The sequence below is a fragment of the Glutamicibacter sp. genome (assembly GCF_035257265.1).
In the GTDB taxonomy this organism is placed as follows: domain Bacteria; phylum Actinomycetota; class Actinomycetes; order Actinomycetales; family Micrococcaceae; genus Glutamicibacter.
The window spans coordinates 22,051-47,251 of sequence record NZ_DATEXC010000016.1; the positions used below are offsets into that span (position 1 = coordinate 22,051).

Below are 25,201 nucleotides of genomic sequence, written 5' to 3' on the forward strand. Positions count from 1 at the left end.
TCATAATTTGAGATAGGTTCTCAAATGGTGGATTCACTTCGTTATGATGAGAGCATGGGAAACGTCATTAATATTGCTGTCATTCCAGGCGATGGTATCGGCCCAGAAGTGGTTGCCGAAGCCGTGAAAGTCCTGAAGTTCGTGACTAACGGTGGAGACCAGCAGGTAGATCTCACCGAGTACACCTTGGGCGCAGAACACTGGCTCAAGACGGGGGAGACCCTGACCGATGAAACTCTTGAAGCCATCAAAAAGCATGACGCCATCTTGTTCGGTGCCGTTGGCGCCGCACCGGGTGACACACGAATCCCTTCGGGAATCATTGAACGCGAATTGCTGTTGAAGCTGCGGTTCTCTCTTGATCATTTCGTGAACCTGCGTCCGTCCAAGTTGTATGCAGGTATTGAAAGCCCACTGGCAAACCCGGGAGAAATCGACTTCGTGGTTGTCCGTGAAGGCACCGAAGGCCCATACGTAGGCAACGGCGGTTCGCTCCGTACCGGCACCCCGCATGAAATTGCTACCGAGGTCTCGGTGAACACCGCCTACGGCGTAGAACGAGTAGTTCGAGATGCCTTCACCCGTGCGGCAGCCAGGACACGCAAGCACGTGACCTTAGTTCACAAACACAATGTGCTGGTCTACGCCGGACACTTGTGGCGCCGTACTGTAGAAATGGTTGCCCAAGAATTCCCGGAAGTCACCCACGACTACCTCCACGTGGATGCGGCCACCATCTTCTTGACTACCAACCCGTCGCGTTTTGATGTCATTGTGACCGACAACCTCTTCGGTGACATTCTCACCGACCAGGCCGGCGCAATCACCGGCGGCATCGGCTTGGCAGCCAGCGGCAACATCAACATGGACCGAACCTACCCATCCATGTTTGAGCCGGTCCACGGCTCGGCACCAGATATCGCCGGTCAGCAGAAGGCCGACCCCACGGCAGCAATCCTGTCGGTGGCATTGATGCTGGAACACCTCGGAATGTCAGCTGCGGCTACCGCTGTTGAGCAGGCTGTCGAAAAAGAGATCACTTCGCGCCAAGAATTGACCGATCATCGCACCACCAGCGAAATCGGCGATGCAATTGTGGCGCTACTGGCCTAAGCTAAAAGTGATGTAGCTCGATTAGTTGCTAATCGAGCAGCAAATCCACGGACGGGTGTTCCGCCAATGGCGTGGGCGCCCGTTTTTCGTTAACTGAGCAAGGAAGTCCAGAGTTAGATGGAATTCACCGAAAATCCTTCATCGAATCGCAAGAGCGCGGAAGAACGCGCTGCCGTCCTAGCAGACCCCGGGTTTGGGGACTTTTTCACCGACCACACCGTGGTTGTTGACTGGACTGCTGGCTCCGAGGCTGACACCGGTCAGTGGCATGACGCCCGAGTTGAGCCGTACGGCCCCATCGCAATGGATCCTGCTGCCTCCGTCCTGCACTATGGCCAGGAAATCTTTGAAGGACTCAAGGCGTACCGCCACGAGGACGGATCAGTATGGACGTTCCGCCCGCACGCCAACGCAGCACGTCTGAACAAATCAGCAGTACGCCTGGCACTACCACAGCTGGACGAAGACGTTTTTGTTGATTCGCTGCGCAAAATTGTTTCCACCGATATTGACTGGGTGCCTACCGGTGACGGGGAAGCTCTCTACCTGCGCCCATTCATGATCGCCACCGAAGCTTTCTTGGGTGTTCGTGCCGCGCGTGAAGTCTCCTACCGGGTGATTGCCTCACCGGCCGGAAACTACTTCGGCGGGGAACTGAAGCCAGTAGGTATTTGGGTTTCAAAGAATTACGCCCGTGCAGGCCGTGGCGGCACCGGATCGGCTAAATGCGGTGGCAACTACGCCGCTTCACTTGTAGCCCAGCTAGAAGCAGAAGAGAACGGCTGCAAGCAGGTGCTCTTCCTTGATTCATTCAATGACAATGCAGTTGAAGAACTTGGCGGAATGAACGTGTTCTTCGTAACTAAGGATGGCACTCTAGTCACCCCGGCGTTGACCGGGACCATTTTGGAGGGCGTGACTCGTTCTTCGGTGATTCAGCTGGCCAAGGATCGTGGCATGAAAGTTGAAGAGCGCAAGATTACGTTGGACGAGTGGCGTGATTCGGTCGCCAGCGGCGACATCACCGAGGTGTTCGCCTGCGGTACTGCCGCAGTCATCACTCCAATCGGCGTGCTCAAGAACGGTGAAGAACTGATCGGTGACGAGAATGCTCCGGCCGGGGAAGTGACAATGTCCATCCGTGAAGAACTTCTAGGTATCCAGCGCGGAACCGTAGAAGACCGCCACGGTTGGCTCGAGCGCTTGGCCTAAAGCATTAACCGGAATCAGCGGGGCGGAACTTGCATCTGGCCCGCTGGTTCTTTTTTAATCAAATCTTGCTGCTGTTTCGGTTAAACGACTGGCTGGCATTTACGGAGGTGTGGACTAATTTGGATGAGCGCGCTCTTCCGATCGATAAGTTCAGTACAGCTGAACTTGAGTCCACAAGACTGGAGCAGTCCGCCATGGCTAGTATCGTCTCAGAATTAAAGGTTATAGTCAGTAGCGCGAATTGAACGCAGAATTTAGGAGCAGCCAATAGTGCATGAGAATGAGAACGGTCTTCCCAAGACCATTGCTCGTAGAAGTATGCTGTCCTTGGTGCTCGCTTCCGCGGGACTTCTTACGTTCGCTAAATCTGTAGATTCTGGTATGCCCGGATCGCTTCAACACGAAATAGAAACAAACTCGACTAAAATTCATCAGTGGAAAAATCGTGACCGAGCGATATTGCACCCCTTGAAACGTGTATCTAACACTAGCGGCGCTTTGCGGAAGTATGAAAGCGCTTTTCCCATGACAAAAATTGACAAAGTGATTGAGCTTCCAGGATTTGTGGGTAAGCCACGCAGAATGTATGCGGTGACAATCATTGGAGTCTCTAATCAGTTGCAAATTATTGACGCGGAGATGGAACAGCCGGTTCATGTTCTGACAGTTCCTGAAAGCCACGATGGGGGGATAAGCGCACTAGTCTGGGACCGTGAACGGCAACGAATTCTCTTTTCAACCTTGAATCAAATATACGAATGGTCTAGTGCGCGCCCGGATCGCCTTGAGCCAAATGCCATCATCACTGAAGCCAGTACCTTGTACGGAGCGCTAGTCGATTCTAAAGGAAACCTCTGGGTCGGCGCTTATCCTACCGGAGCTGTATATCGCATAAACACGGCCAAAAAAGCAGTTACTTCTACGGGCAAGTTGGCTCCAGATACTGACTACACTCGACGTCTGGTAATTGACGAACGAGACCAAATATGGGTTGGAACTGGATCTCTGAATCCACGAATTTTTGTATTCTCATCTAAATCGCCAAATAGTGTCGAAGAGATTGCCCTTCCACGACCTCAAGCAAATGGTTTTATCTCGACTCTAGATCTTCTGGGCGATCGACTTATCGTCAGCGTTAGCGGGATTTCCGAACAGCTCGTCCTAAACGTTAAAACTCGACAATGGGAGGACCCAATCGATCGCGTTTGGGGTGCTCGCCTTGCATCGGAGGAAAATAAGGGCTCCCTAGGAAACGTGTTCTATACCGTTTCTGATGGAGCGCTTTTTGAAACAGATACACAGACTTGGAATGAGACGAAACTAGGATCAGTTCCAAGCGATTCTCTGATTAAAATAACTACGCAGGATCAGTATGTTTCGTTGGTAAATGAGTCACCGAAAGGACTGGTGATAACGCGCATTGACGTCAGAGACATGTCGGTTGGATCGATTAGCCCTATAACCCTCAAGGGTGGAGACTTTAAAATCCAATCCCTTCTGGGGCATTCCGACGGGAATATTTACCTCGGTGGTTATATGGGCGAAGGACTCGCATCTGTAAATCCCGATACCAACGCCCGATGGTCTTCCCCCGCTGAGCAAACTGTTATCAACCAGATTGAGGGGATGGTGGAGTTTGACCCTTCGAGCTTGTATGTCGGCTCTTACGGTTTTGCGGACATCGTCAGTGTTGATTACAAACGTCGGGATATTTCCAAAGGTTATCTTCGTCTTGAGCGGTTAGACAGAAAATATGGCCAGTCCAGACCTTTCGGGTGGGCCACGAATTCGAATAGCGTTTTTTTCGGCACGGTTCCTGATTATGGACGTTCCGGGGGAGTGCTAGGGAAAATATCTCCGTACGAAAGTGAAATCGACTGGGTACTGGACGGAGATGGGAAAGGGTACATAGAAGGGCATTCCATCATTGGACTTGTAGCGGATGAACAGCACGTGTATGGAACGACTTCCGTTCGAAACGGTTATGGTATACCAGACACGAAAGGCCCTGCGAAGATTTTTAAGTTCGATATAAAACAACAACGATTAGTCTGGCAGTCCTCTCCGATACTCGACACAGGTGCTCTATATGCGCCTACAATAATTGCAGGTTGGCTGTTGGTAGCCGACATCGAAGGAATCAACGTAATTGATCCTGTTGATGGCCGTCTTGTGCGGAAGCACCGACTATCAGATACAAACAATTCCCAGCGACGAGCTGGTTGGGCGAGTGCTGATCTAGCAGTGGGCGGCGGTGGGAAGATTGTTCATAGTGCTGCAGATACTACGACAGTCATTGACTTCGTGAAGGGTACTATGTCAACGATCGGCAGCCGTAAAACCAAAGATAAATTTGGATACAGGATAACCTCGCTGCCCACGGGGCGAGTTTTCGGGACTTTCGAAGATACAACGCTCGTTGAATTCGATCTGAAACCATTTAAGGCTGGCTAGTTGTCAGAGGCAGTGCGCTTGAAAGCGCTTTTTGCTGATTGCAAACATGCCCTAGGCTTGTGTGTATGCGCATTGCCAGATTTGTAGTTGATAGCGACCCAATGTATGGAGTCGTAGACGGAAACGATATCCACGTTTTGTCCGGAGACCCTTTCTTCCAGGGAATCAAGACCACCGGTGTTACCCACCAGCTCGACGACGTACGACTCGTGGCACCGATCATTCCCCGCTCTAAGGTCGTGGGGTTCGGTAGAACTTACCGTGAACATGCAAAAGAACTTGGAAACGAAGTTCCCAATGAACCATTGATGTTCCTCAAGCCGAATACCTCCGTCGTGGGGCACGGCGATCCTGTGACTCTTCCAGCATTCTCCGAAGAAGTTTCTTTTGAGGGCGAACTAGCAGTGGTCATTGGACGTATTTGCAAAGATGTCCCAGCGGAAAAAGCTGCGGACGTGATCTTTGGCTACACCGTGGCTAATGACCTCACCGCACGTGACGCGCAGCGTAAGGATCCGCAGTGGGCGAGAGCCAAGGGCTTTGATGGGTCATGTCCACTAGGCCCGTGGATTGAAACACAGCTAGCCGATCCAGATGATGTGGGAATCGTTACCCGTGTTAACGGCGAAGTTCGCCAAGACGGATCAACCAGCGAAATGATCTGGTCGGTCAATGACCTTGTCGCTAGGGCGTCCGAGGCTTTCACGCTGCTACCGGGAGACGTAATTCTCACCGGTACGCCAGCCGGCGTTGGTTTAGTTGTTGAAGGTGACAACGTGGAGATTGAAGTAGAAGGAATCGGAACTCTTCGAAGCGTCTTCCGCCGTTAAGCTGACGAGATCTCCGGAGAACGATTTTGCCGTAGCGCGCTGATCTTCTCATCCATTGTGATGCGAAGACCAGCGCGCTATTGTGCTTCCGGCAGGTCAACGGGACTAGAATGAAATCACCATGACTGATCTATCGCTGATTCCTACCGTGACCGAAGAAACCCCGGTTCGGGTTCGTTTCTGCCCATCGCCTACGGGCACCCCACACGTTGGCCTGATCCGTACAGCCCTGTTCAACTGGGCCTACGCACGCCATACCGGGGGCAAGATGATTTTCCGTATCGAAGATACGGATGCGAAGCGCGACTCCGAAGAGAGCTACAACCAGCTGCTGGACGCTTTGGCGTGGCTGGGCATCGACTGGGACGAAGGCGTAAACGTCGGTGGCCCACACGAGCCATACCGCCAGTCCCAGCGTGGTGACATTTACCAGGACGTCATTGCAAAGCTTCGCGCTGCAGGACACGTCTACGAGTCATACTCCACCCCTGAAGAAGTCGAAGCACGCCATAAGGCCGCGAGTCGTGATCCAAAGCTGGGTTATGACAACTTCGACCGCGAATTGAGCGAAGAGCAGATTGCCGCGTTCAAGGCGGAAGGCCGCGAACCTGTACTGCGCATTCGCATGCCAGAAGAGGACATCACCTTCACCGACCTGGTTCGTGGCGACATTACCTTCAAGCCGGGAACCATTCCCGACTTTGTGGTTGTCCGTGCCAATGGCCAGCCCCTTTACACCTTGGTGAACCCCGTTGATGATGCCCTGATGGGTATCACCCACGTGCTTCGAGGCGAAGATTTGCTCTCTTCAACTCCGCGTCAGATAGTGCTGTACCGAGCCTTGATTGATATAAAGGTCGCCCAGTACATGCCGCTGTTTGGACATCTGCCATACGTGATGGGTCAGGGAAATAAGAAGCTGTCCAAGCGTGACCCAGAGTCGAGCTTATTCCTGCACCGTGACCGCGGATTCATCCCCGAGGGTCTACTGAACTACCTGTCGCTGCTAGGTTGGTCGCTGAGTGCTGATGAAGATATCTTCACCCGTAAGCAACTCATCGAAGCATTTGATGTTAAAGACGTGCTCTCAAACCCAGCACGCTTCGATATCAAAAAGGCAGAAGCTATCAACGGTACTCACGTACGTTTGCTTGAGCCGCAAGACTTCCGTGACCGTCTAGTTCCTTATCTGCAGGCTGCTCAGCTTGTGGGCAGTGAATTGAGCGCACGCGAGAACGAAATACTTGACTCGGCTGCACCTCTGGTTCAGGAGCGTGTCGGCTTGCTCGGAGAAGCCGCCGAAATGATGGAGTTCCTTTTCAAATCTGATGAAGAAATTGAGATTGAAGAGAAGGCCCTGAAGGGAATGCCTGCAAACCTGATTGAGGTTGTAGACGCGAGCATTGCTGCACTTGAAAGTGTCCAGGAATGGAATGCTGAAAACATTCAGGACGCATTGCGAGTAAAGCTGATTGAGGAGCTTGAACTTAAGCCCCGTCAGGCATTCGGCCCGGCTCGTGTTGCTGTTTCAGGAAAGCGAGTATCGCCTCCATTGTTTGAATCAATGGAAATTCTGGGACGCGAATCCAGCTTGAAGCGCCTGCGTGCTTTCGGCGAATCACGCTAAGCGATAGAACACGCATTGCGCGAACTAAGCAACACCTTCGATTCCACCGCCCGACTGGGTGGCGGAATCGAAGGTGTTCTTTTTGACATAGATGACACACTCGTTGATTTGCGGTCCGCAGCAATCGGTGCATTTCTTGCCATGGTTAATGACCTGCTAGAAGAAGTCACTAGCGAGCGGTTACGACTCATTGCCGAAGACTTTGCAGATGATGGTGCAGGGGCTTATGAACGATATATGGCCGGCGAAGTCACGTTTCTCGGGCAACGTCAATTGCGGCTAAATCGCGCCTTTGAGCTAGTTGACCACAAACCTCTTTCAGAGCAGTCCTACCTTCGCTGGGCTGACGACTATGAATCTCTGGTCAAGGATTCGTGGAAACCATTTAATGACGTCTTGCCGCATCTTGCCGCGCTCAGCAGTTGGGGGATACCTTATGGTGCGGTGAGCAATAACGTTGAGGCGTATCAGCGAATGAAGCTGGAACGTGCCGGACTGCCCGGATTCAGGGTGGTGATCGGGTCGGACACGGCCGGGGCACCTAAACCAGATCCTGCGCCATTTCTTGCTGGGTGCAGTCAGCTGCAAACCGCGCCGGCCAGAACCCTGTACGTGGGTGACAATCCAATAAATGATATTCAGGGCGCAGAGAACGCCGGACTTATCGGAATCTTTGTCGACCGCGACTCCAAACACGCAGCGCAATCGGCTTTCACCGTATCGAACCTCGGCCAGCTCACTACCTTAATCGGTCAATGCATCGATTTGTAGGAGTGCGCCTAACTTCAAGTCCTCAATTTGTCAGCGCCTGATTAGCTGGGTATAGTTAATTCTCGTGCTATGGCATAAAGCGAAAATCCTGATGAGGTTTGTTCGCTGAATGTCCAAGTCACCTTGGGATATGGTGTAATTGGCAACACAACGGTTTCTGGTTCCGTCATTCTAGGTTCGAGTCCTGGTATCCCAGCGCTTCACCGGAGAGATTCGGTGAGTTGAAGAGAAATCTTTAGCGTACGGCCCCATCGTATAGCGGCCTAGTACTCCGCCCTCTCACGGCGGCAACACGGGTTCGAATCCCGTTGGGGTCACAAAAACCACGACATTGTCGTGGTTTTTCTTCTTAACCTCTTCTGACACCATTGTTGCTCGTGGCGTTCAGCTTGTCATAAGGCATGATTGGACTCATGGAGTCCACGTCATTACCGCCGGAATCGACAAACCCGGACAACACCGAGCCGGATAAGCATGCCATTGAAATGCTGGAGCGAGTAGCCAAGCTTGAAGACTCACTCAATAATCTGCAGTTCATTCTCGCTCACGACGCCAATGGTGAATCGCTGCGCATCAAGGCATTGCACCAGATCAATGACTATCTCGAACCTCGCATCAAAAGTTTAAATGCACCTCTACTTGCAGTGGTCGGAGGTTCTACCGGTGCCGGAAAATCCACGCTAGTCAACTCACTCCTTGGTGATCGTATTAGCCGCTCCGGAGCAGTACGGCCCACCACACGCACACCGGTACTTGCAGTGAATCCCGCAGACCAGCCGTGGTTTGCCAGCGAACGGATCCTTCCTGAGCTGACACGTCTCAAAGGTGCTGGTTACAGCGAAGGCCACGGTATGGAGCGCCACGATGCTTTACTGGTGGTAACGCACAGGAATGTGCCCCGGGGATTAGCTATTCTTGACGCACCAGACATTGACTCCGTATCAGATGATAATCGCGCTCTTGCGGGACAGCTGCTGAATGCTGCAGACCTCTGGATTTTTGTCACCACCGCGAACCGGTACGCCGACGCGATCCCGTGGGAAATGCTCACTGAAGCAGGCGGGCGGGAAATTACGGTCTGTGTGATACTTAACCGTGTCCCGTCCGGAGCCGAGACTGATATTGTTCCGGATCTGCAAAGACTGCTCGCAGCAAAAAACTTGGATCCTAAATTACTTCACGTCATCAACGAGGTTCCGCTTGATGAACAGCAAATGATTCCGGGCGAGCGGCTCGAACCGATTTCGGCATGGCTGAATTCTCTAGCCGCCAACGTAGCCGAACGTCAACGCATTGCCGAACAGACGCTCGAAGGCGCCATTAAGCGTTTGCAACATGATGTTCGCTGCCTAGGTGAGCAGGCGGACGATCAAGATCTTCAATTGTCTGCCCTAGCCAGGATTGCCACTGAGCGCTTTGAATTTACCTTGGGAAAGACCACCGAAGCGCTGAACGACGGATCGCTCTTGCGCGGTGAGATTTTAGCCCGGTGGCAAGACTTTGTCGGCGCCGGAGAATTACTGCGAGGCATTGAAGGCGTCGTGGGGCGCATCCGTGACCGAGTTGGTTCATTCTTCAGCGGCAAGCCACCGGCAACGCATCGGGTTGAAGATGCCATAGAATCAGGTCTTCATACGGTTTTGGTTGGTGAGATCACCAACGCATTCCATGACGTAGATCGAAGCTGGCGCAATACGCCGATTGGAATACACCTTCTCAGTTCATTGCCTGCCCAGCGTCCGCCCAAAGAACTGGAAACTAGGGCTGCAGACACGATCCGCGCCTGGCAAAAAGATGTGCTGGAAATGATTCGCAACGAAGGTGCGGGGAAGCGCAAGACAGCCAGAATCGCTGCATTCGGTGTTAACGGTGTGGCAGTGGCGCTGATGGTGGTGGTCTTTGCCTCCACTGCCGGAGTCACCGGATTGGAAGTAGGAATCGCTGGAGGCTCAGCAGTGGTGGGACAAAAATTGCTGGAAGCAATATTTGGTGAAGACGCGGTGAGGCGAATGGCTACGCGCGCCCGCACCATGCTCGAGACTCGAACCCAGGAGCTCATTGACGAGAATCTAGCTGTGTACCGCAATGAAATTGACGCTCATCTTCAGCCAGCAATTGTTCAAGAACTACTTGGCCAAGTGAAACCTTTACGTGGTGGAGGGTATAAGGCATGAGCGAGCGCAAGGTAACTCGTGCACATACGGGACTTAGCGAACAAATTGACGCGGTAGTCTCTGCAATGCAAATTGCTGAACCGTATCTTGAGCCCGAGATCGTTGACCAAGCCGCCGTGATCATTGAACGTGCCGAAGCGCGCCGGCAGCTATCAGCTGATCATGTGGTGGTAGGCCTCTTTGGTGCCACTGGCAGTGGGAAATCCTCGCTATTTAATGCCCTCGTCGGTTCCGAGATAGCACAAACCGGTGTGATCCGACCGACCACTACCAAAACCGTGGCTGCCATCTGGCAGCCTGTGGGCGCTGACGCCTTACTTGACTGGCTGGAGGTCAGTGAGCGTCATATTTTGAGTTCACAGGTTCTTGGCAAAGATTCCAAGAAGTCTCAAGATTTAGGTGGAGGACTTATCCTGCTGGATCTTCCAGATATGGACTCAACCTCAACTGAACATCACCTCATCGCCTCACGACTCGCAGGACAAGTCGATTACCTTGTCTGGGTCCTTGACCCACAAAAGTATGCTGATGCTTCGATTCACCATGGCTACCTCAGTGAGCTGACCGGCCAACGCGGAAACCTCTTGGTGGTGCTTAACCAGGTCGATACCATCGCGGAAAGCGACCGTGAGCCGGTTAAGGCATCTTTAAAAGCATTGCTTGCGGATCAGGGAATCGGGCAAGTGCCCATTGTTTTGGCCTCAGCACGTTCGGGAGAAGGCCTCGATGCCGTTCGCGACAAATTAGCGGCAGCACTGAATAATAAGGTGCAGGCAACCAGACGATTGCGTGCCGATGTGGATGGACTATTGCGCTTGTTGGACGGTGACCTTGCGGTTCCCAAGGTCCATACCCCTGGGATTATGGAACAGAGTGAGCTTGAGGGCAGCATTGCCAAGGCCCATGGTTCCCACCGGATCGCTGATGCGGCCCAGACCTCGTATAAGCTGCGTGCTGCGACTAACACCGGCTGGCCGCTGACTAGCTGGTTGACCAGGTTGCGTAATGACCCACTGAAACGAATGAATCTTGGCCGAGGAATTGAAAAGCCTGAAATTTCTCTCACGTCGCGTCCCGAACTATCAATCGCAGAGAATGCTGCGGTAGACCAAGCCGTCGTGAAATATCTGAATACTGCTACTGAAGACCTCTCGCCACGTTGGTCCCAGTCACTCAAGGACGGTATCCACGAACAAAAAACGGAACTGGCAAATGAAATCGATATTGCTATAGCTAGTTGCACCCTTGGAGTTGAAAAAAAGTCCTGGTGGTGGCCGGTGACAAAATTTGTTCAGTGGCTTGGAGTCGTGGTGGCACTGGTAGGGGCGTTGTGGCTTGGTGGAATTGCAGTGGCTGCTTACTTCCAATTTAATCTTCCAGAGACTCCGCGCGTGGAAGGATTCGCAATTCCAACGCTGATGGTCTTTGTGGGGGTACTGCTGGGCATAGTATTGGGAATCTTCGGGTCATTTATAAATAAAATGGTCGCTAGACTGAAGCGAAGGAAAGCACTAAAAAATCTTCAAAATTCAGTGGGTGGCGTGGTTCGGCGATTTATCGTAGATCCAACATCACACCATTTAGAGCAATACAACAGTTATGCGTCGCTGATTACCAGAGCAGCGAAGAAAGTCGAATAGCAGCCTTTGACTAATCAACAGACAGAGAAAAACTTGACCGTAGGCGACATTGGCGAACAGGGGATTCTTAATGAGATTCTTCCTCTGCTAGATGCCAAAGACGCCGGACTTGGCCCAGGGGATGACGCTGGAGCGCTTCGCGTGGCTGGTGGCGAGGTAGTGGTGTCCGTAGACACTATTGTCCAAGACCAGGATTTCCGTTTAGTTTGGCCCAGCGGTCATGAGCATAAAGCGTATGACATTGGCTGGAAGTCCATTGCTCAAAATGTTTCAGACATCAATGCCATGGGCGGTGTGCCCACCGGAGCAGTCGTTTCGCTGTCCATGCCTACAGACGTTACTTTGTCATGGGCAAAAGAATTTGCCGGGGGAATCGCCGGAGCGATTACTTCGCTGGGTGCTGATCGCTTGGCCATCTTAGGCGGAGACTTGAGTAAGTCTTCGGAAATTTCGGTGACCACTACAGTACTTGGTGAATGCGAACACGGTAAAGTCCTGCGCAGTGGGGCGAAGCCGGGGGACCTGCTTGCAGTTGCAGGCAGGCTAGGTTCCGCTGGTGCGGGCCTGGCTCTGCTGGATGCGCACAACGATTCAACGAGCTGGAACCGTGCGGTGCTTCGACTGGTTGAGGCACAGTGCAGGCCGGTACCACCCTTGGAATCTGGTCCGCGTGCAGCACAAGCCGGGGCAAGCGCGATGATGGATATTTCAGACGGGCTGCTCCGGGATGCAGGAAGGCTGGCAAAGGCTAGCTGCGTCAGTCTCGACTTAGACCGGCAGGCGCTTGAAGGTTTTGCTCAGCGTTTGGAACCTGCTGCAACGCTTTTAAAAACAGACCCCATGGAGTGGGTGTTGCGCGGCGGAGAAGACTTTGGTCTGCTCGCAACGTTCCCGGCCGAAGCCGAAATTCCTGAAGAATTTACCGTTGTTGGAAAGGTTCTACGCACTACTGGCCGTCGGTCAACAGTTCGTCTCGACGGAAAACAATTGGATTACCGAAACGGTTTTGATCACTTCGGCTAGAGCCGTGCTGAGTTTTTAGCCTTCGGACTGAATACGCAATAAATCGGACAGCTCCCGGCCGGCGTTCACTACCGATTCGTGGTGAATCTTGCCTGGCTGGCGGGTCAAGCGCTCAATAGGTCCGGACATGGACAGTGCGGCGATCACCCGTCCGGACTGCCCCCGAATTGGGGCAGAGACCGAGGCAACTCCGGGTTCCCGTTCGCCCAGTGACTGCGCCCATCCGCGGCGCCGCACCCCGGCCAGGATGGTCGGGGTAAAGCGCGCGTGATGCAGGCCATCAATCATGCGTTCATTGTCTTCCCAAGCCAAGAGAACCTGAGCCGCGGAGCCAGCCTTCATCGATAGCTGCGTACCCACAGGAATGGTATCGCGCAACCCTACAGGCCGTTCGGCACTGGCTATACACACGCGGAAGTCTCCTTGTTTGCGGAATACCTGAGTGCTCTCGCCGGTGTGATCCCGCAATTTAGTGAGTACCGGCCCCGCGGTGCTCACTAGTCTGTCTTCACCTGCCGCGCTTGCGAGCTCGACAAGCCGTCCGCCGAGCTCGAAACGGCCGTGCATGTCGCGGCCCACCAGTCCATGATGAACCAACGATTGAGCGATACGGTGCACTGTGGGGCGGGAGATCTGCGTGACCTCCACCAGCTGCGAAAGGGTAGTCGGCCCATTTTCCAATGCGTTAAGAATGGCTGCTGCCTTATCGAGGACACCAACACCGCTACCTGTAGTCATGAAACCATTATTGCGTCTCAGTATTTGAGATTCAAGTCCAGATACTGGAAATGGTGTTCTATGAAGTGTCAAAGTAAAGGTGTTGATAGTTCGTAGCTTGAGGAGTGTGTCGCATGTCCACCATGCAGTCGCCCCAGACCCTCGCAGAGAAGGTCTGGAATGCGCACGTAGTGCGCCATGGAGAAGGGGAAGGCGAAGCACGCCAACCCGATTTGATCTACATTGACCTTCACCTGCTACACGAGGTCACCTCACCGCAAGCCTTTGAAGGCTTGCGTCTGGCGGGGCGCAAACTTCGCCGCCCGGATCTCACTATCGCTACAGAGGATCACAACACTCCGACGCGTGATATTGATAAGCCCATTGCAGATTTAACGAGCCGGACACAGATCTTCACCTTGCGGGATAACTGCAAGGAATTTGGCGTCCGCCTGCACTCACTAGGCGACAAGGAACAAGGAATTGTTCACGTGGTTGGTCCCCAGTTGGGCCTGACACAGCCAGGTATGACCGTCGTCTGCGGTGACTCCCATACTTCAACGCATGGTGCCTTCGGTGCTCTGGCTTTTGGTATCGGCACCTCCGAAGTTGAACATGTCATGGCCACGCAATCTCTGAGCTTGAAGCCATTCAAGACGATGTCCATCAACGTTGAGGGAACACTGAAGCCGGGTGTGACCGCAAAAGATATTATCTTGGCAGTAATTGCAAAGATTGGCACAGGCGGTGGACAGGGCTACGTGCTGGAATACCGAGGTTCCGCAATTCGCGCATTGTCCATGGATGCCCGCATGACGATCTGCAATATGTCCATTGAAGCTGGCGCCCGCGCCGGCATGATTGCACCGGACGAAACAACCTTTGAATACGTCAAGGGCCGCCCCCACGCACCTGAGGGTGATGACTGGGACGCTGCCGTTGACTACTGGAAGACCTTGCAAAGCGACGAGGGTGCACGCTTCGATAACGAAGTGTTCCTGAATGCTGATGAGCTCGAACCATTCGTCACCTGGGGAACCAACCCCGGCCAGGGTGTTTCGCTGTCCTCCAACGTTCCGGTCCCCGAAGATTTTGAAGACGAAAATGATCGCAAGGCCTGCGAACGTGCGTTGACATACATGGGATTGACCGGCGGAACTCCTATGAAGGAAATCCGGGTGGACACCGTGTTCTTAGGTTCTTGCACCAACTCGCGGATGGAAGACCTGCGCGCGGCCGCCGAAATTGTGAAGGGCCGCGAAAAGGATCCGCAGATCCGCATGATCGTGGTGCCAGGTTCGGCCCGTGTTCGCCTCGAAGCGGAAGCCGAAGGGCTGGATAAGATTTTCAAGGACTTCGGTGCAGAGTGGCGCTTTGCTGGTTGCTCCATGTGTCTGGGAATGAACCCAGACCAACTGGCTGAGGGGGAGCGTTGCGCTTCTACCTCCAACCGAAACTTCGAAGGACGTCAGGGAAAGGGTGGGCGTACCCACCTAGTTTCACCACTGGTAGCCGCAGCAACGGCTATTCGTGGCACTCTCGCATCCCCCGCGGATATTGCCAACACTCCGGTCTCGGCCTAGGAAGAAACACCATCATGGAAAAAGTTGTTACCCACACCGGAATTGGTGTCCCGCTGCGTCAGAGCAACATCGATACTGACCAGATCATTCCTGCCGTCTATCTGAAGCGGATTACACGCACAGGCTTTGAAGATGCGCTGTTCGCTGGCTGGCGCCGGGATGAAAATTTCATTTTGAATACGCAGCCATATGACAAGGGCTCGGTCTTGGTCGCAGGTCCGGATTTTGGTACCGGATCTTCACGTGAGCACGCGGTCTGGGCCCTGAAAGATTATGGGTTCAAAGCCGTAATCTCAGCCCGCTTTGCCGATATCTTCCGTGGTAACTCTGGCAAGCAGGGATTGGTTGCCGCCGAGGTTGCGCAGAGTGACATTGAACTGATCTGGAAAGAACTCGAGAATAATCCAGGAACTGAAGTCACCGTAAATCTGGATGCGCGCACCGTGCAGTGCGGATCAATTGTGGCTCCGTTCCAGATTGATGACTACACCCGGTGGCGTCTGATGGAAGGCTTGGACGATATTGGGCTGACGCTGAAGCAAGAAGCTGACATTACTTCCTTTGAAGCTTCCCGTGCAGCATTTAAGCCTCAGACTTTGCCGGCAAGAACAGCTGACTAAGTTGGTTGACAGGCCTCGTTCGTACTAATCAGTAGGTGTATTCGAGCGGGGCCTTCCTTCGTTAATGCAATCAACAGCCTCACCATCTACAGGTCTTCCCTGAAAGCATCCTCACAATGTGTGCGCCACGGGCAGAACCGCTCCAACGCGCACCGGCAATGACGGTATGCTTGCTTAGTCCTGCCTGTTTTATCGGCCTACCGGCCCGGGCAGGAGAAAACGACTACGCGATGAGGTTTATTCATACATGGGTAAGATTCTAACGGTCCATGGCGGTGTCCCTTTGAAAGGCACCGTTCGAGTAGGCGGCGCTAAGAACCTGGTTCCAAAGGCTATGGTTGCGGCACTGCTCGGAAACTCTCCTTCGGTACTACGTAACGTACCGGAGATTAAAGACGTCGCAGTCGTGCGCAGCCTTTTAGAGATCCATGGGGTTAAGGTTTCTCAAGACCCCGAGACTGGTGACCTCACCATGGATCCATCCGCCGCGAAGAGCGCCTCAAACCAGGCCATTGATGCTCACGCAGGCGACTCACGTATCCCTATTCTCTTCTGTGGACCTCTTATCCACTCCCTGGGTGAAGCTTTCATCCCAGACCTAGGTGGTTGCCGAATTGGTGACCGTCCTATCGACTTCCATCTGGAAGTCTTGCGCGAATTCGGTGCCGTGGTAGATAAAGAAGCCGCTGGCATCCGTATCTCCGCCCCTCTGGGACTGACTGGTGCGAAACTAGAACTTCAGTACCCAAGCGTTGGCACTACCGAGCAGGTTCTGCTTTCCGCAGTGCGCGCAAAGGGAGTCACCGAGGTCAGCAACGCGGCGATTGAGCCGGAAATCCTGGATCTGATCTCCTTGCTGCAGAAAATGGGTGCCATTATCTCGGTGCACCGTGACCGAGTCATCCGCATCCAGGGTGTTGACGAACTCCGTGGTTATGACCACTACGCTTTGCCGGACCGGAATGAAGCCGCTTCGTGGGCCTCTGCTGCACTGGTCACCAAAGGCGATATCTTCGTTGAAGAAGCGCAGCAGCGTGACCTCACCGCCTTCCTCCACGTTTACCGTCAGATTGGCGGAGAATTTGAAGTGAAGCAGAACGGTATTCGCTTCTACCACCCAGGTGGAGAGCTGAATCCTTTGATCCTTGAAACCGATGTGCACCCTGGGTTCATGACCGACTGGCAGCAGCCTCTGGTGGTTGCGCTGACGCAGGCTAGCGGCGTTTCTGTCATCCACGAAACCGTGTACGAAAACCGCTTTGGCTTCACCGACGCTTTGGTACGTATGGGCGCCACCGTGCAGGTGCATACCGACTGCTTGGGTTCTACCCCTTGCCGTTTTGGTCAGCGTAACTTCAAGCACTCAGCGGTAGTTCTTGGCCCAGCAAAGTTGAAGGGCGCAAACATTGACGTTCCTGATTTGCGTGGCGGATTCTCACATATGATTGCCGCACTGGCCGCCGAAGGCACCAGCAAGGTGACCGGTATTGAGATTATCAACCGTGGCTATGAGCACTTCATGGAAAAGCTGACCGCACTAGGTGCAAACGTTGAACTGAGCAACTAGGGGAGCGTTAGTTCGTGACAGATAACTCAGTGCATCGGGAAACCGTCAAAAGTAAAACGGTCTTTGCAATCCTGGCCGGTGTGGTTCGTCCGGTTATGAATACCCTGATTGGCAGGACTTGGCAAAACTTTGACAAGCTTCCTTCCGGCGGGTTTATTCTCTGCCCTAACCACCTGACCGAGATTGATCCTTTGGTCGTTGGCCATGCGATATATAGCAGTGGACGTTTGCCGCGTTGGCTGACCAAGGACTCATTGTTTAAAGTTCCAGTTCTTGGATCAGCTTTACGTGCAACCGGACAAATTCCGGTTTCTCGTAAATCCTCAAGTGCCGCTGAATCTCTGGAAGCTGCGAAAAAGGTCCTTGAAGCAGGGGGCGTGATTGTCATTTACCCTGAAGGCACGCTGACCAGAGATCCTCAGCTCTGGCCAATGGTTGGCCGTACCGGTGCTGCACGCCTGGCATTGCAAACTGGAGCGCCGGTGGTGCCAATGGCCCACTGGGGAGATCAAGAATTATTTCCCAGATATGCCAAGAAAATGTACCCGTTCCCGCGTAAGCACGTGACGTTGTCCGTGGGGGAACAAGTGCAGCTTGATGATCTGCGTGTCGGGGCACGCACCCGTACGGTACTGCAGGAAGCCACGGCACGAATCATGGCCTCCATTACCGAGCTAGAAGCTGAACTGCGCCAAGAGACAGCACCGCAGGCGCCGTGGAACCCAAGTGAGCATGGACAAGCAACTACGGGCCGAGATTATGATGCCCCGAAACAACCAAACGACTAAGTCTGATCACCTAGCGAAGGAAAAGCCTTGAGTAAGCCGCTACCACGTAAGATCGCCGTCATGGGTGCCGGAAGCTGGGGAACCACCTTTGCGAAGGTTCTGGCGGACGCAGTTTCTGACCAAGGCATTCCGGTACAGATCTGGGCCCGCCGTGAAGAAGCTGCTCGTGAAATCAACGAGCGTCACACCAATTCGCGCTATTTGCGCGATACGAAACTTCCCACCAATATTTCCGCCTCTGCGCAGAGTGCTGAAGTATTAACTGGCGCAGACCTCGTGGTCTTGGCCATTCCCGCCCAGTCCTTACGTGAAGAACTGGCTAAATTTGTTCAGTACTTTGAACAAGATGTTGTTTTGCTGTCCTTGATGAAGGGCCTTGAACGCGGCACGGATCTTCGGATGAGCGAAGTAATGGCCGAGGTTACCGGTATTCCAGCTGATCGTATCGCGGTCCTCTCCGGTCCAAACTTGGCCATGGAAATTGCCCGCGAACAGCCAACCGCCTCGGTGGTTGCCTGCTCCAACGCACAGACTGCGCATTGGATTGCGCAATTGTGCTCCGCACCGTACTTCCGTCCGTATACCAATGACGACGTACTGGGTGTTGAACTTGGCGGAATCGTCAAAAACATCATCGCCCTGGCCGTAGGAATGTGTGATGGCATGGGAATGGGTGACAATACTAAATCCACCGTCATCACCCGCGGATTGGCAGAAACCACACGTCTGGTACTTGCTCTTGGCGGCCGTTTGGAGACATTGTCCGGCCTCTCGGGGCTCGGCGACCTAGTTGCCACCTGCTCCTCATCTCTGTCACGAAATAACACTGCAGGCCGCTTGCTCGGACAAGGTCTTTTCCTTGAAGAAGTAAATGATCGTATGTCCCAGACGGCCGAAGGAATCAAATCGGCTCGTGCAGTCCTGGATCTGTCAACGAGCCATCAGGTGGACATGCCAATTACCGAATCTGTGGTTATGGTTCTGGAAGGCACTTTGAGCGTCGAGAATATGGCGGAGCGTCTGTTGTCGCGAGAACTGAAATCTGAAGGAGAACTGCAAAAATGAGCGAGCCAAAACCACGAGTCCTCCTGCTCTTTGGCGGCCGTTCCTCAGAACATTCCGTTTCCTGTGTGACCGCCGCCGGTGTCATGCAGGAAATCGACAAAGATCGATTTGAAGTCATTCCCGTGGGAATCACCCGCGCGGGAGCATGGACCCTGGTAGACCAGGACTCTCCAGATTGGACTCTGAGTTCGGGAAATCTTCCCGAAATCTCGGTCGCGGATAAACCTGTGCACCTGTCCAATGATGGTCAGCGAACTTGCCTCTTGCAGTATTCGGGCTCTGAAATCACTGATCTAGGTCCCATTGATGTGGTCTTCCCACTGCTGCACGGCCCTTTTGGCGAAGACGGTTCGATTCAGGGGATGCTGGAAATGTCTGGCGTTTCCTATGTCGGTTCAGGCATCGCAGCCAGCGCCATGGGTATGGACAAGCATTTCATGAAGGTCGTCTTCGAAAATGCTGGATTTAACGTTGGCCCATACCAGGTAATCACTAACAAACAGTGGCTGCGTGACAGTGCTGCAGCACTGGATCGGTGCAAGGATTTGCAGTACCCGTTATTCGTCAAACCGGCGCGTGCGGGGTCCTCCGTTGGTATCACCAAGGTTGAGGACGCTACACAGCTACAGGCAGCTATTGAGCTTGCTCGCGAGGAAGACCCGAAGGTCATTGTGGAACAGGGCATCAGCGGGCGTGAAATCGAATGCGGTGTTCTGGAAGGCCACGGTTCGCTGGAATCTCGGGCGTCTATGCCAGGGGAGATCGCAGTAGCAGGCAACGAGCATACCTTCTACGATTTTGAAGCAAAATATGTTGATGGTGCAGCGGCGAAGCTCAGCTGCCCGGCTGTCCTCAGTGATGAGGCGACCTCAACTATCCGAGAGCTGGCAGTGAAAGCATTTGATGCCATTGACGCCGAAGGATTATCTCGGGTTGATTTCTTCTACACCGCTGATGGCGAGTGGATTATCAATGAAATCAATACCATGCCAGGTTTCACCCCTTCGAGCATGTATCCACAAATGTGGGCAAAGACGGGTATCGGCTACAGCGAACTAATCAATGAACTCATCGCATTAGCTTGTGAACGAAAAATTGGTTTACGCTAAAGCAATTTAACTGATGCGGACCGTCAAAGATCTGGGATCTTCGACGGTCCGCATATTTGAACGGCTTCGCTGTTTGCCGGGCTGTATTTCCTTAGTTAGAGATCTACGTTCTTCTCTACGCTGACGCACGCGCCTTCTGCAGGAATGCGTGAGGCGGCTTGGGATAGCGAGGCGAGCACAGTGCTCGATGGAATTACCTGCGGGTCTAGAACGACTTCCGTAGCCGGGGTACGGCCGTAGGTGGTTAATGTCCACACTCCGTCCTCACCCTCGTGCGCAATCCAATCAACTTCGTTCACTGAGACGCAGGGATCTGTTGTTGGGCCGGGTACTTGAACCCCACAGCGTAGGACCACCTGAGATGGGTCGCCCCAGGCGGCAGTAGCCTGGGAGTTAGTGCTGCGACGCTCAGCATCACCAATGAACTGCGGGAGAATCACCATCATCTCGGCACAGGTTGGATTCCCGGCATCACTTGCAGGCTCTACAGCTGCTACCGAGGCGCAGGCGGCAAGTGTGGGTGTGATCACCAAGGCGACTGCGGCTAAAGTAGCCATACGCCTAATCTTTAGATTAAGTTTTGATGACTCTTGACTCTTATTACTGAAAACGGACACTTTAACAGCGTACCGTTCGTTTCTGAAAGATAAGATGTAAAAAGATGAAACTGTGAAAGGTAGCATATGTCCTTCGAAGAACAGCCCGTACGTCCACGTGCGAAGAAAAAACGCACCGGGCGTGGAATCCTCATTGGCATTCTGGCGCTAGTAGTGATTGCCGGCCTCGTGGCCGGCGGGTACGTTTGGAATCTTGGCCGCACCTTCGACTCGAAGAGTGACAAGATTGCCGAGGCATTCCCTGCTGAGGAAACTCGCCCAGAGGTCAAAGAAGAATCTAAAGACGCAGTAAATATCCTGCTTCTGGGTAGCGACACCCGCGCCACTCGGGAGACAGACGAATCAAGCGAAGAGTTCGGAACCCTACCAAACGGTGGCCGTTCGGACACCATGATGCTGGTACATATCCCAGAGGACCGCAAGGGTATGTACGTCACCTCGGTGATGCGTGATACCTGGTTGGACATTCCTGGTGTTGGAACTGCAAAGATCAACCGTGCATTTGCCAGCGGCGGCGTTCCCAAGGCCGTAGAAACCTTGGAAGGGCTCTTTGGTGTCCGCATCAACCACGTAGCCTCCGTCGACTTTGAAGGCTTCAAAGGCTTGACTGATGCGCTCGGAGGAGTGACGGTCAACAACCCGCAAGCCTTCCGCCAGTCAATTACCAACGGCATGTATTTCCCTGCCGGAGTTCAGACCCTAGACGGCGAGCAGGCACTGGCCTTTGTGCGTGAGCGTAAGTCGTTCCCAGGCAGTGACTACGGACGTGTGAAGAACCAGCAGCTCTTCGTCAAGGCAATGCTTGGACAAATCATGTCTAGGGACACTCTGACCAACCCGGGTAAACTGAACGACGTGGTCACTGAGATTGCGCCATTTATTGCCGTGGATGAAACACTGGATGCCTCCAAGGTCGCCGGCTACGCTGCGTCAATGATCAACGTACGTCCAAGTGACATGACTTTCTTTACATTGCCAAATAAGGGACCAGGGCGATCCGCAGACGGCCAGTCGATAGTCATACCTGACATGGAAACTATTGATAAGTTTGGCAAGGCGTTGCAGGAAGACAAAATGGATGAGTTCGTGGCAAGCACGGACCTTTCCAAATAAAACTGAAAGACCCGATTTCCCATGACACAAAAACTCGATACCTCCGTGCGTGCCATTCGCGAATGGTTGCAACGGAGCGTGAAGAGTCTTGGAAATCATTCAGATAGGCTCAACGCCATCAACGTGTTTCCGGTCGCCGACGGTGATACAGGAACTAACCTGTATCTCACCGCTCGGGCCGGTCATGATGCCGTCAGCAAGCTGGAAAGTGATGACATCGGCGGATTCTTAGAAGTTGCCGCCCGCGCGTCCATGGAGTCAGCGCGCGGCAACTCAGGAACCCTACTGGCGGTATTCCTCAGTGGGCTCGCAGAACCATGGCGGGGCCATGACCGGCTGACCGCTAGCCTGCTTGCCAAGGGCCTTGAACGGGCCAAGGTGCGTTCCTGGTCAGCACTGAGTGAACCAGTCGAAGGCACCATGCTCTCGGTGATCAGTGCGGCAGCGTTGGCTGCCGGTTCAACCTTGGCCCACATAAAAACAGACGTGGAGAGCCGCGCAGCCCTGGATACTGTGCTTCATCATGTGGCTCAAGCTTCGCGGATGGCGGTACGCGGTACCGAAAACGAATTACCTAGTCTTGAAAATGCAGGCGTAGTGGACGCGGGCGCCGTGGGTATGCTGGTGATCTTGGACGAGTTCTGCGCTGCAGTTCGGGGTACAGAAACAGACTTTGATTCCTATGATGGTTTTAATGGATACCAAGTCCAAGATCCACATGTGCATTTGATCCAAAATGATGCCCAGGGTGTCGAAGTGATGTGCACGATTACCCTTGATGCGTTGGGAGCAGCCACACTGCGAGGGCAACTGGATCGCGTGGGTGACTCGGTGATCATGTCGCCGGTCAACCCCACTGGCGAAGAAGTGTATCGCTGGAGGGTCCACGTGCACGTGGCCGAGGCAGACTTGGCGTTGGATCTTATCCGTCAGCAGGGGGAGCCGGTGAACATCAGCATCACCGACTTGTGTACTCATGATGGATGAGACCAAAGCGGTATCTCTAGAGCAGGCTGAACTATCACTAGTTCTCGGGGCCAAAAATGCTGGTGCCCTCGAAAAAGCTTTTGGATACACCACCGTAGGTCAATTCCTCTGGCATTTTCCCCGGCGCTACGTTGACGTGGGGGAGCTGACCCCCATTGCAGAATTACCTTTTGACGAGCACGTCACCGTCGTGGCACAAGTGACTAACGTCAGCCAGCGGCAAATGCACTCGCGACGTGGCTTCATCTTCGAAGTGACAGTCAGTGACGAACTTGACCAGAATGGTCAAGAACTCAAGATGACTTTTTTCAACGGCTATCAAGCGCGTCAAGACTTGCAAGTCGGAACCATCGCGATGTTCAGCGGTAAAGTCGGCTGGTATCAGGACCACCTGCAGCTCAGCCAACCCGACTACGCCATCTTGGACACGGTAGCCGAGGCTGATCCGCGGCCCATACCTATCTATCCGGCCTCGGCAAAAATGCCAAATAAGAAAATTCGAGACTTACTCTCACTGCTCATTGATGAAATGACAGAGGAGCAACTTCCCGAATTTCTCCCAGAACAACTTTTGGCAAAACATCATTACCCACGCAGAGCCAAGGCCTACCTGGACAGGCACCACCCTCGTGAAATCAAGCATGCCTATATTGCCCGTCAGCGTTTTGCCTTCGAAGAAGCCTTCATGCTGCAACTCTCCCTGGCAGAACGAAACCGTGCAGTGGGAAACCAGCCAGCCATTGCGCGCAAACCGGTCAAAGGCAGGTTAGCCGAGAAATTTGATTCAAGACTTCCTTTTACCCTCACTGAGGATCAGATAGAGGTCGGCAAAGAGATCTCGGCAGATCTGCTCAATGAGCATCCGATGCACCGACTGCTCCAAGGCGAAGTCGGCTCGGGCAAAACCATAGTCGCGTTACGAGCTATTTTGCAGGTCATTGATTCCGGTGGACAAGCCGCTTTACTGGCGCCCACCGAAGTTCTTGCAGCCCAGCACTATTCCTCGATTAGGAAAATGCTGGGAGATTTGGCCGAGCCAGGCTTATTTGGCGAGGGCGAAGGTACCGGCGTAGCTCTGCTTACCGGGTCGGCTAAGACGGCGCAGCGCCGTCAGGCGCTTCTAGGCATTGCCAGCGGGGAGACCGGACTGATCATTGGAACGCATGCGCTGTTAGGGGAGCATGTGCGCTTCGCAGAGCTCGGTCTCGTGGTCATCGATGAGCAGCATCGATTCGGCGTGGAGCAACGAGACGCTCTTCGCGCCAAGGGTGAAGAAAACGTTCCGCATACCTTGGTCATGACGGCTACACCTATTCCACGGACCGTAGCGATGACGGTTTTCGGAGACCTCGATACCTCAACTATTAAAAAATTGCCAGCAGGGCGTGCCCCGATTTCAACACATATCGTCCCGATGCAGTTGACCGGTTACCGGGACAGGCTTTTTTCACGGATCCGTGAAGAAGTGGCCAAGGGGTATCAGGTTTATGTGGTGTGTCCAAGAATTTCGGAAACAGCGGTGGAACAAGGAATTCTGGTGGCAACTGCTGAGGACGGCGCCAACCAGACTATGAGCGTTGAAGCAATGTTCGAGTTGCTTTCCTCGATGCCATCTTTTGATGGTGTGCGTCTGGAAGCCTTGCATTCACAACTTGATTCGCAGGACAAACAAGAAATCATGGATGAGTTTGCTGACGGTCAGATAGATGTGTTGGTCTCTACCACGGTGATTGAAGTTGGCGTGGATGTTCATAATGCAACTTTGATGGCGATCATGGATGCCGAAAGATTCGGCATCTCGCAGCTCCACCAGCTACGAGGTCGAGTGGGCCGCGGTGGATTGCCCGGTACCTGTCTACTCACCACGTGGTTGGACGCGGACCATCAATCGGTGAATAGATTACGAACCATTGAATCGACCCTTGATGGCTTCGAGTTAGCAGAAGCAGACCTAGCCGAACGCAAGGAAGGAAATATCCTTGGAGTACAGCAATCTGGTAGCCGCTCAACGCTGAGAGAACTGAGCATTATCAAAGACCGTGGTCTCATTGAGTCCGCGCGAGAAGACGTGCAAGAACTCATAAAACAGGGCGCGTGGGCTACAAAGTATCCAGAACTTTTTGCCGTCGCAGAGTCGTGGATAGACCAGTCCACCCGAGAATTTCTGAATAAGAATTAACGTTGACACTTC

Annotated in this window: 20 protein-coding genes and 2 tRNA genes; 20 read left to right on the forward strand and 2 right to left on the reverse strand. The window is 53.4% G+C overall.

Translation table 11 applies throughout. The features are described from left to right. Positions 1 to 54: 54 nt before the first annotated feature. The 11 genes from VJ369_RS01785 to thiL all read left to right on the forward strand — a co-directional run bounded on the left by VJ369_RS01785 (position 55) and on the right by thiL (position 12,844). Complete coding sequence (locus tag VJ369_RS01785) at positions 55 to 1,113, forward strand: 3-isopropylmalate dehydrogenase (RefSeq protein WP_324090440.1); 1,059 nt, start codon at positions 55 to 57, stop codon at positions 1,111 to 1,113. A 117-nt stretch (positions 1,114 to 1,230) separates the two neighbouring features. Continuing rightward, complete coding sequence (locus VJ369_RS01790; protein ID WP_324090441.1) at positions 1,231 to 2,325, forward strand: branched-chain amino acid aminotransferase; 1,095 nt, start codon at positions 1,231 to 1,233, stop codon at positions 2,323 to 2,325. 270 nt (positions 2,326 to 2,595) lie between these two features. Further along, entirely contained in the window at positions 2,596 to 4,779 is a 2,184-nt protein-coding gene (locus VJ369_RS01795; protein WP_324090442.1) for a hypothetical protein, read from the forward strand. A 65-nt stretch (positions 4,780 to 4,844) separates the two neighbouring features. Next, positions 4,845 to 5,609, forward strand: coding sequence for a fumarylacetoacetate hydrolase family protein (locus VJ369_RS01800; RefSeq protein WP_324090443.1), 765 nt, complete (start codon positions 4,845 to 4,847; stop codon positions 5,607 to 5,609). A 121-nt stretch (positions 5,610 to 5,730) separates the two neighbouring features. Beyond that, positions 5,731 to 7,236 (forward strand): glutamate--tRNA ligase, encoded by a 1,506-nt coding sequence (gene gltX / locus VJ369_RS01805; protein WP_324090444.1) that lies wholly within the window; start codon positions 5,731 to 5,733, stop codon positions 7,234 to 7,236. Between the two features lie 15 nt (positions 7,237 to 7,251). Continuing rightward, positions 7,252 to 8,007 (forward strand): HAD family hydrolase, encoded by a 756-nt coding sequence (locus tag VJ369_RS01810; protein WP_324090445.1) that lies wholly within the window; start codon positions 7,252 to 7,254, stop codon positions 8,005 to 8,007. A 124-nt stretch (positions 8,008 to 8,131) separates the two neighbouring features. After that, positions 8,132 to 8,203: transfer RNA gene (locus VJ369_RS01815), tRNA-Gln, on the forward strand. 48 nt (positions 8,204 to 8,251) lie between these two features. Next, positions 8,252 to 8,324 (forward strand) — tRNA-Glu (locus tag VJ369_RS01820). A 96-nt stretch (positions 8,325 to 8,420) separates the two neighbouring features. Continuing rightward, positions 8,421 to 10,181, forward strand: a complete 1,761-nt coding sequence (locus VJ369_RS01825) for a dynamin family protein (protein ID WP_324090446.1) — start codon at positions 8,421 to 8,423, stop codon at positions 10,179 to 10,181. Beyond that, positions 10,178 to 11,821: a GTPase gene (locus VJ369_RS01830; RefSeq protein ID WP_324090447.1), complete on the forward strand. Its 1,644-nt coding sequence runs from the start codon at positions 10,178 to 10,180 to the stop codon at positions 11,819 to 11,821. The genes VJ369_RS01825 and VJ369_RS01830 overlap by 4 nt, the downstream gene beginning before the upstream one ends. 6 nt (positions 11,822 to 11,827) lie before the next feature. Next, positions 11,828 to 12,844, forward strand: coding sequence for a thiamine-phosphate kinase (gene thiL, locus VJ369_RS01835; RefSeq protein WP_324090448.1), 1,017 nt, complete (start codon positions 11,828 to 11,830; stop codon positions 12,842 to 12,844). A 15-nt stretch (positions 12,845 to 12,859) separates the two neighbouring features. Here thiL and VJ369_RS01840 read toward each other — a convergent pair whose 3' ends face one another. Beyond that, entirely contained in the window at positions 12,860 to 13,582 is a 723-nt protein-coding gene (locus VJ369_RS01840; protein ID WP_324090449.1) for an IclR family transcriptional regulator, read from the reverse strand. 122 nt (positions 13,583 to 13,704) lie between these two features. Between VJ369_RS01840 and leuC the strand changes: the two genes are divergently transcribed. The 6 genes from leuC (at position 13,705) to VJ369_RS01870 (ending at position 20,293) form a co-directional block, all read left to right on the forward strand. Then, positions 13,705 to 15,144 (forward strand): 3-isopropylmalate dehydratase large subunit, encoded by a 1,440-nt coding sequence (gene leuC / locus VJ369_RS01845; protein WP_324090635.1) that lies wholly within the window; start codon positions 13,705 to 13,707, stop codon positions 15,142 to 15,144. Between the two features lie 14 nt (positions 15,145 to 15,158). After that, entirely contained in the window at positions 15,159 to 15,764 is a 606-nt protein-coding gene (gene leuD, locus VJ369_RS01850) for a 3-isopropylmalate dehydratase small subunit (protein WP_324090450.1), read from the forward strand. Between the two features lie 247 nt (positions 15,765 to 16,011). After that, positions 16,012 to 17,331, forward strand: coding sequence for a UDP-N-acetylglucosamine 1-carboxyvinyltransferase (gene murA / locus VJ369_RS01855; RefSeq protein ID WP_324090451.1), 1,320 nt, complete (start codon positions 16,012 to 16,014; stop codon positions 17,329 to 17,331). A 14-nt stretch (positions 17,332 to 17,345) separates the two neighbouring features. After that, positions 17,346 to 18,119, forward strand: a complete 774-nt coding sequence (locus VJ369_RS01860; protein ID WP_414652608.1) for a lysophospholipid acyltransferase family protein — start codon at positions 17,346 to 17,348, stop codon at positions 18,117 to 18,119. Between the two features lie 27 nt (positions 18,120 to 18,146). Continuing rightward, complete coding sequence (locus VJ369_RS01865; RefSeq protein WP_324090452.1) at positions 18,147 to 19,184, forward strand: NAD(P)H-dependent glycerol-3-phosphate dehydrogenase; 1,038 nt, start codon at positions 18,147 to 18,149, stop codon at positions 19,182 to 19,184. Next, a complete protein-coding gene (locus tag VJ369_RS01870; protein WP_324090453.1) occupies positions 19,181 to 20,293 on the forward strand; it encodes a D-alanine--D-alanine ligase family protein in 1,113 nt (370 codons plus the stop codon). The genes VJ369_RS01865 and VJ369_RS01870 overlap by 4 nt, the downstream gene beginning before the upstream one ends. Before the next feature lie 95 nt (positions 20,294 to 20,388). On the opposite strand, the gene VJ369_RS01875 is transcribed toward VJ369_RS01870, so the two are convergent. Beyond that, positions 20,389 to 20,850, reverse strand: a complete 462-nt coding sequence (locus VJ369_RS01875; RefSeq protein ID WP_324090454.1) for a DUF3515 family protein — start codon at positions 20,848 to 20,850, stop codon at positions 20,389 to 20,391. Positions 20,851 to 20,976: 126 nt separating this feature from the next. On the opposite strand from VJ369_RS01875, the gene VJ369_RS01880 reads away from it, so the two are divergent. From VJ369_RS01880 to VJ369_RS01890, 3 genes are read left to right on the forward strand one after another with little or no spacing between them, the layout of a single operon-like run. Continuing rightward, positions 20,977 to 22,023, forward strand: coding sequence for an LCP family protein (locus VJ369_RS01880; RefSeq protein WP_324090455.1), 1,047 nt, complete (start codon positions 20,977 to 20,979; stop codon positions 22,021 to 22,023). Between the two features lie 21 nt (positions 22,024 to 22,044). After that, entirely contained in the window at positions 22,045 to 23,010 is a 966-nt protein-coding gene (locus VJ369_RS01885; RefSeq protein ID WP_324090456.1) for a DAK2 domain-containing protein, read from the forward strand. Continuing rightward, entirely contained in the window at positions 23,003 to 25,189 is a 2,187-nt protein-coding gene (locus tag VJ369_RS01890; RefSeq protein ID WP_324090457.1) for an ATP-dependent DNA helicase RecG, read from the forward strand. Before VJ369_RS01885 ends, VJ369_RS01890 begins: the two co-directional genes overlap by 8 nt. The last annotated feature ends 12 nt before the right edge of the window (positions 25,190 to 25,201 follow it).

Bases quoted from the DNA above. Each gene is read 5' to 3' on its own strand.
- VJ369_RS01785 (WP_324090440.1), top strand. From the start codon at position 55: ATGGGAAACGTCATTAATATTGCTGTCATTCCAGGCGATGGTATCGGC.
- VJ369_RS01790 (WP_324090441.1), top strand. From the start codon at position 1,231: ATGGAATTCACCGAAAATCCTTCATCGAATCGCAAGAGCGCGGAAGAA.
- VJ369_RS01800 (WP_324090443.1), top strand. From the start codon at position 4,845: ATGCGCATTGCCAGATTTGTAGTTGATAGCGACCCAATGTATGGAGTC.
- gltX (WP_324090444.1), top strand. From the start codon at position 5,731: ATGACTGATCTATCGCTGATTCCTACCGTGACCGAAGAAACCCCGGTT.
- VJ369_RS01825 (WP_324090446.1), top strand. From the start codon at position 8,421: ATGGAGTCCACGTCATTACCGCCGGAATCGACAAACCCGGACAACACC.
- VJ369_RS01830 (WP_324090447.1), top strand. From the start codon at position 10,178: ATGAGCGAGCGCAAGGTAACTCGTGCACATACGGGACTTAGCGAACAA.
- VJ369_RS01840 (WP_324090449.1), bottom strand. From the start codon at position 13,582: ATGACTACAGGTAGCGGTGTTGGTGTCCTCGATAAGGCAGCAGCCATT.
- leuC (WP_324090635.1), top strand. From the start codon at position 13,705: ATGCAGTCGCCCCAGACCCTCGCAGAGAAGGTCTGGAATGCGCACGTA.
- leuD (WP_324090450.1), top strand. From the start codon at position 15,159: ATGGAAAAAGTTGTTACCCACACCGGAATTGGTGTCCCGCTGCGTCAG.
- murA (WP_324090451.1), top strand. From the start codon at position 16,012: ATGGGTAAGATTCTAACGGTCCATGGCGGTGTCCCTTTGAAAGGCACC.
- VJ369_RS01870 (WP_324090453.1), top strand. From the start codon at position 19,181: ATGAGCGAGCCAAAACCACGAGTCCTCCTGCTCTTTGGCGGCCGTTCC.
- VJ369_RS01875 (WP_324090454.1), bottom strand. From the start codon at position 20,850: ATGGCTACTTTAGCCGCAGTCGCCTTGGTGATCACACCCACACTTGCC.
- VJ369_RS01880 (WP_324090455.1), top strand. From the start codon at position 20,977: ATGTCCTTCGAAGAACAGCCCGTACGTCCACGTGCGAAGAAAAAACGC.
- VJ369_RS01885 (WP_324090456.1), top strand. From the start codon at position 22,045: ATGACACAAAAACTCGATACCTCCGTGCGTGCCATTCGCGAATGGTTG.
- VJ369_RS01890 (WP_324090457.1), top strand. From the start codon at position 23,003: ATGGATGAGACCAAAGCGGTATCTCTAGAGCAGGCTGAACTATCACTA.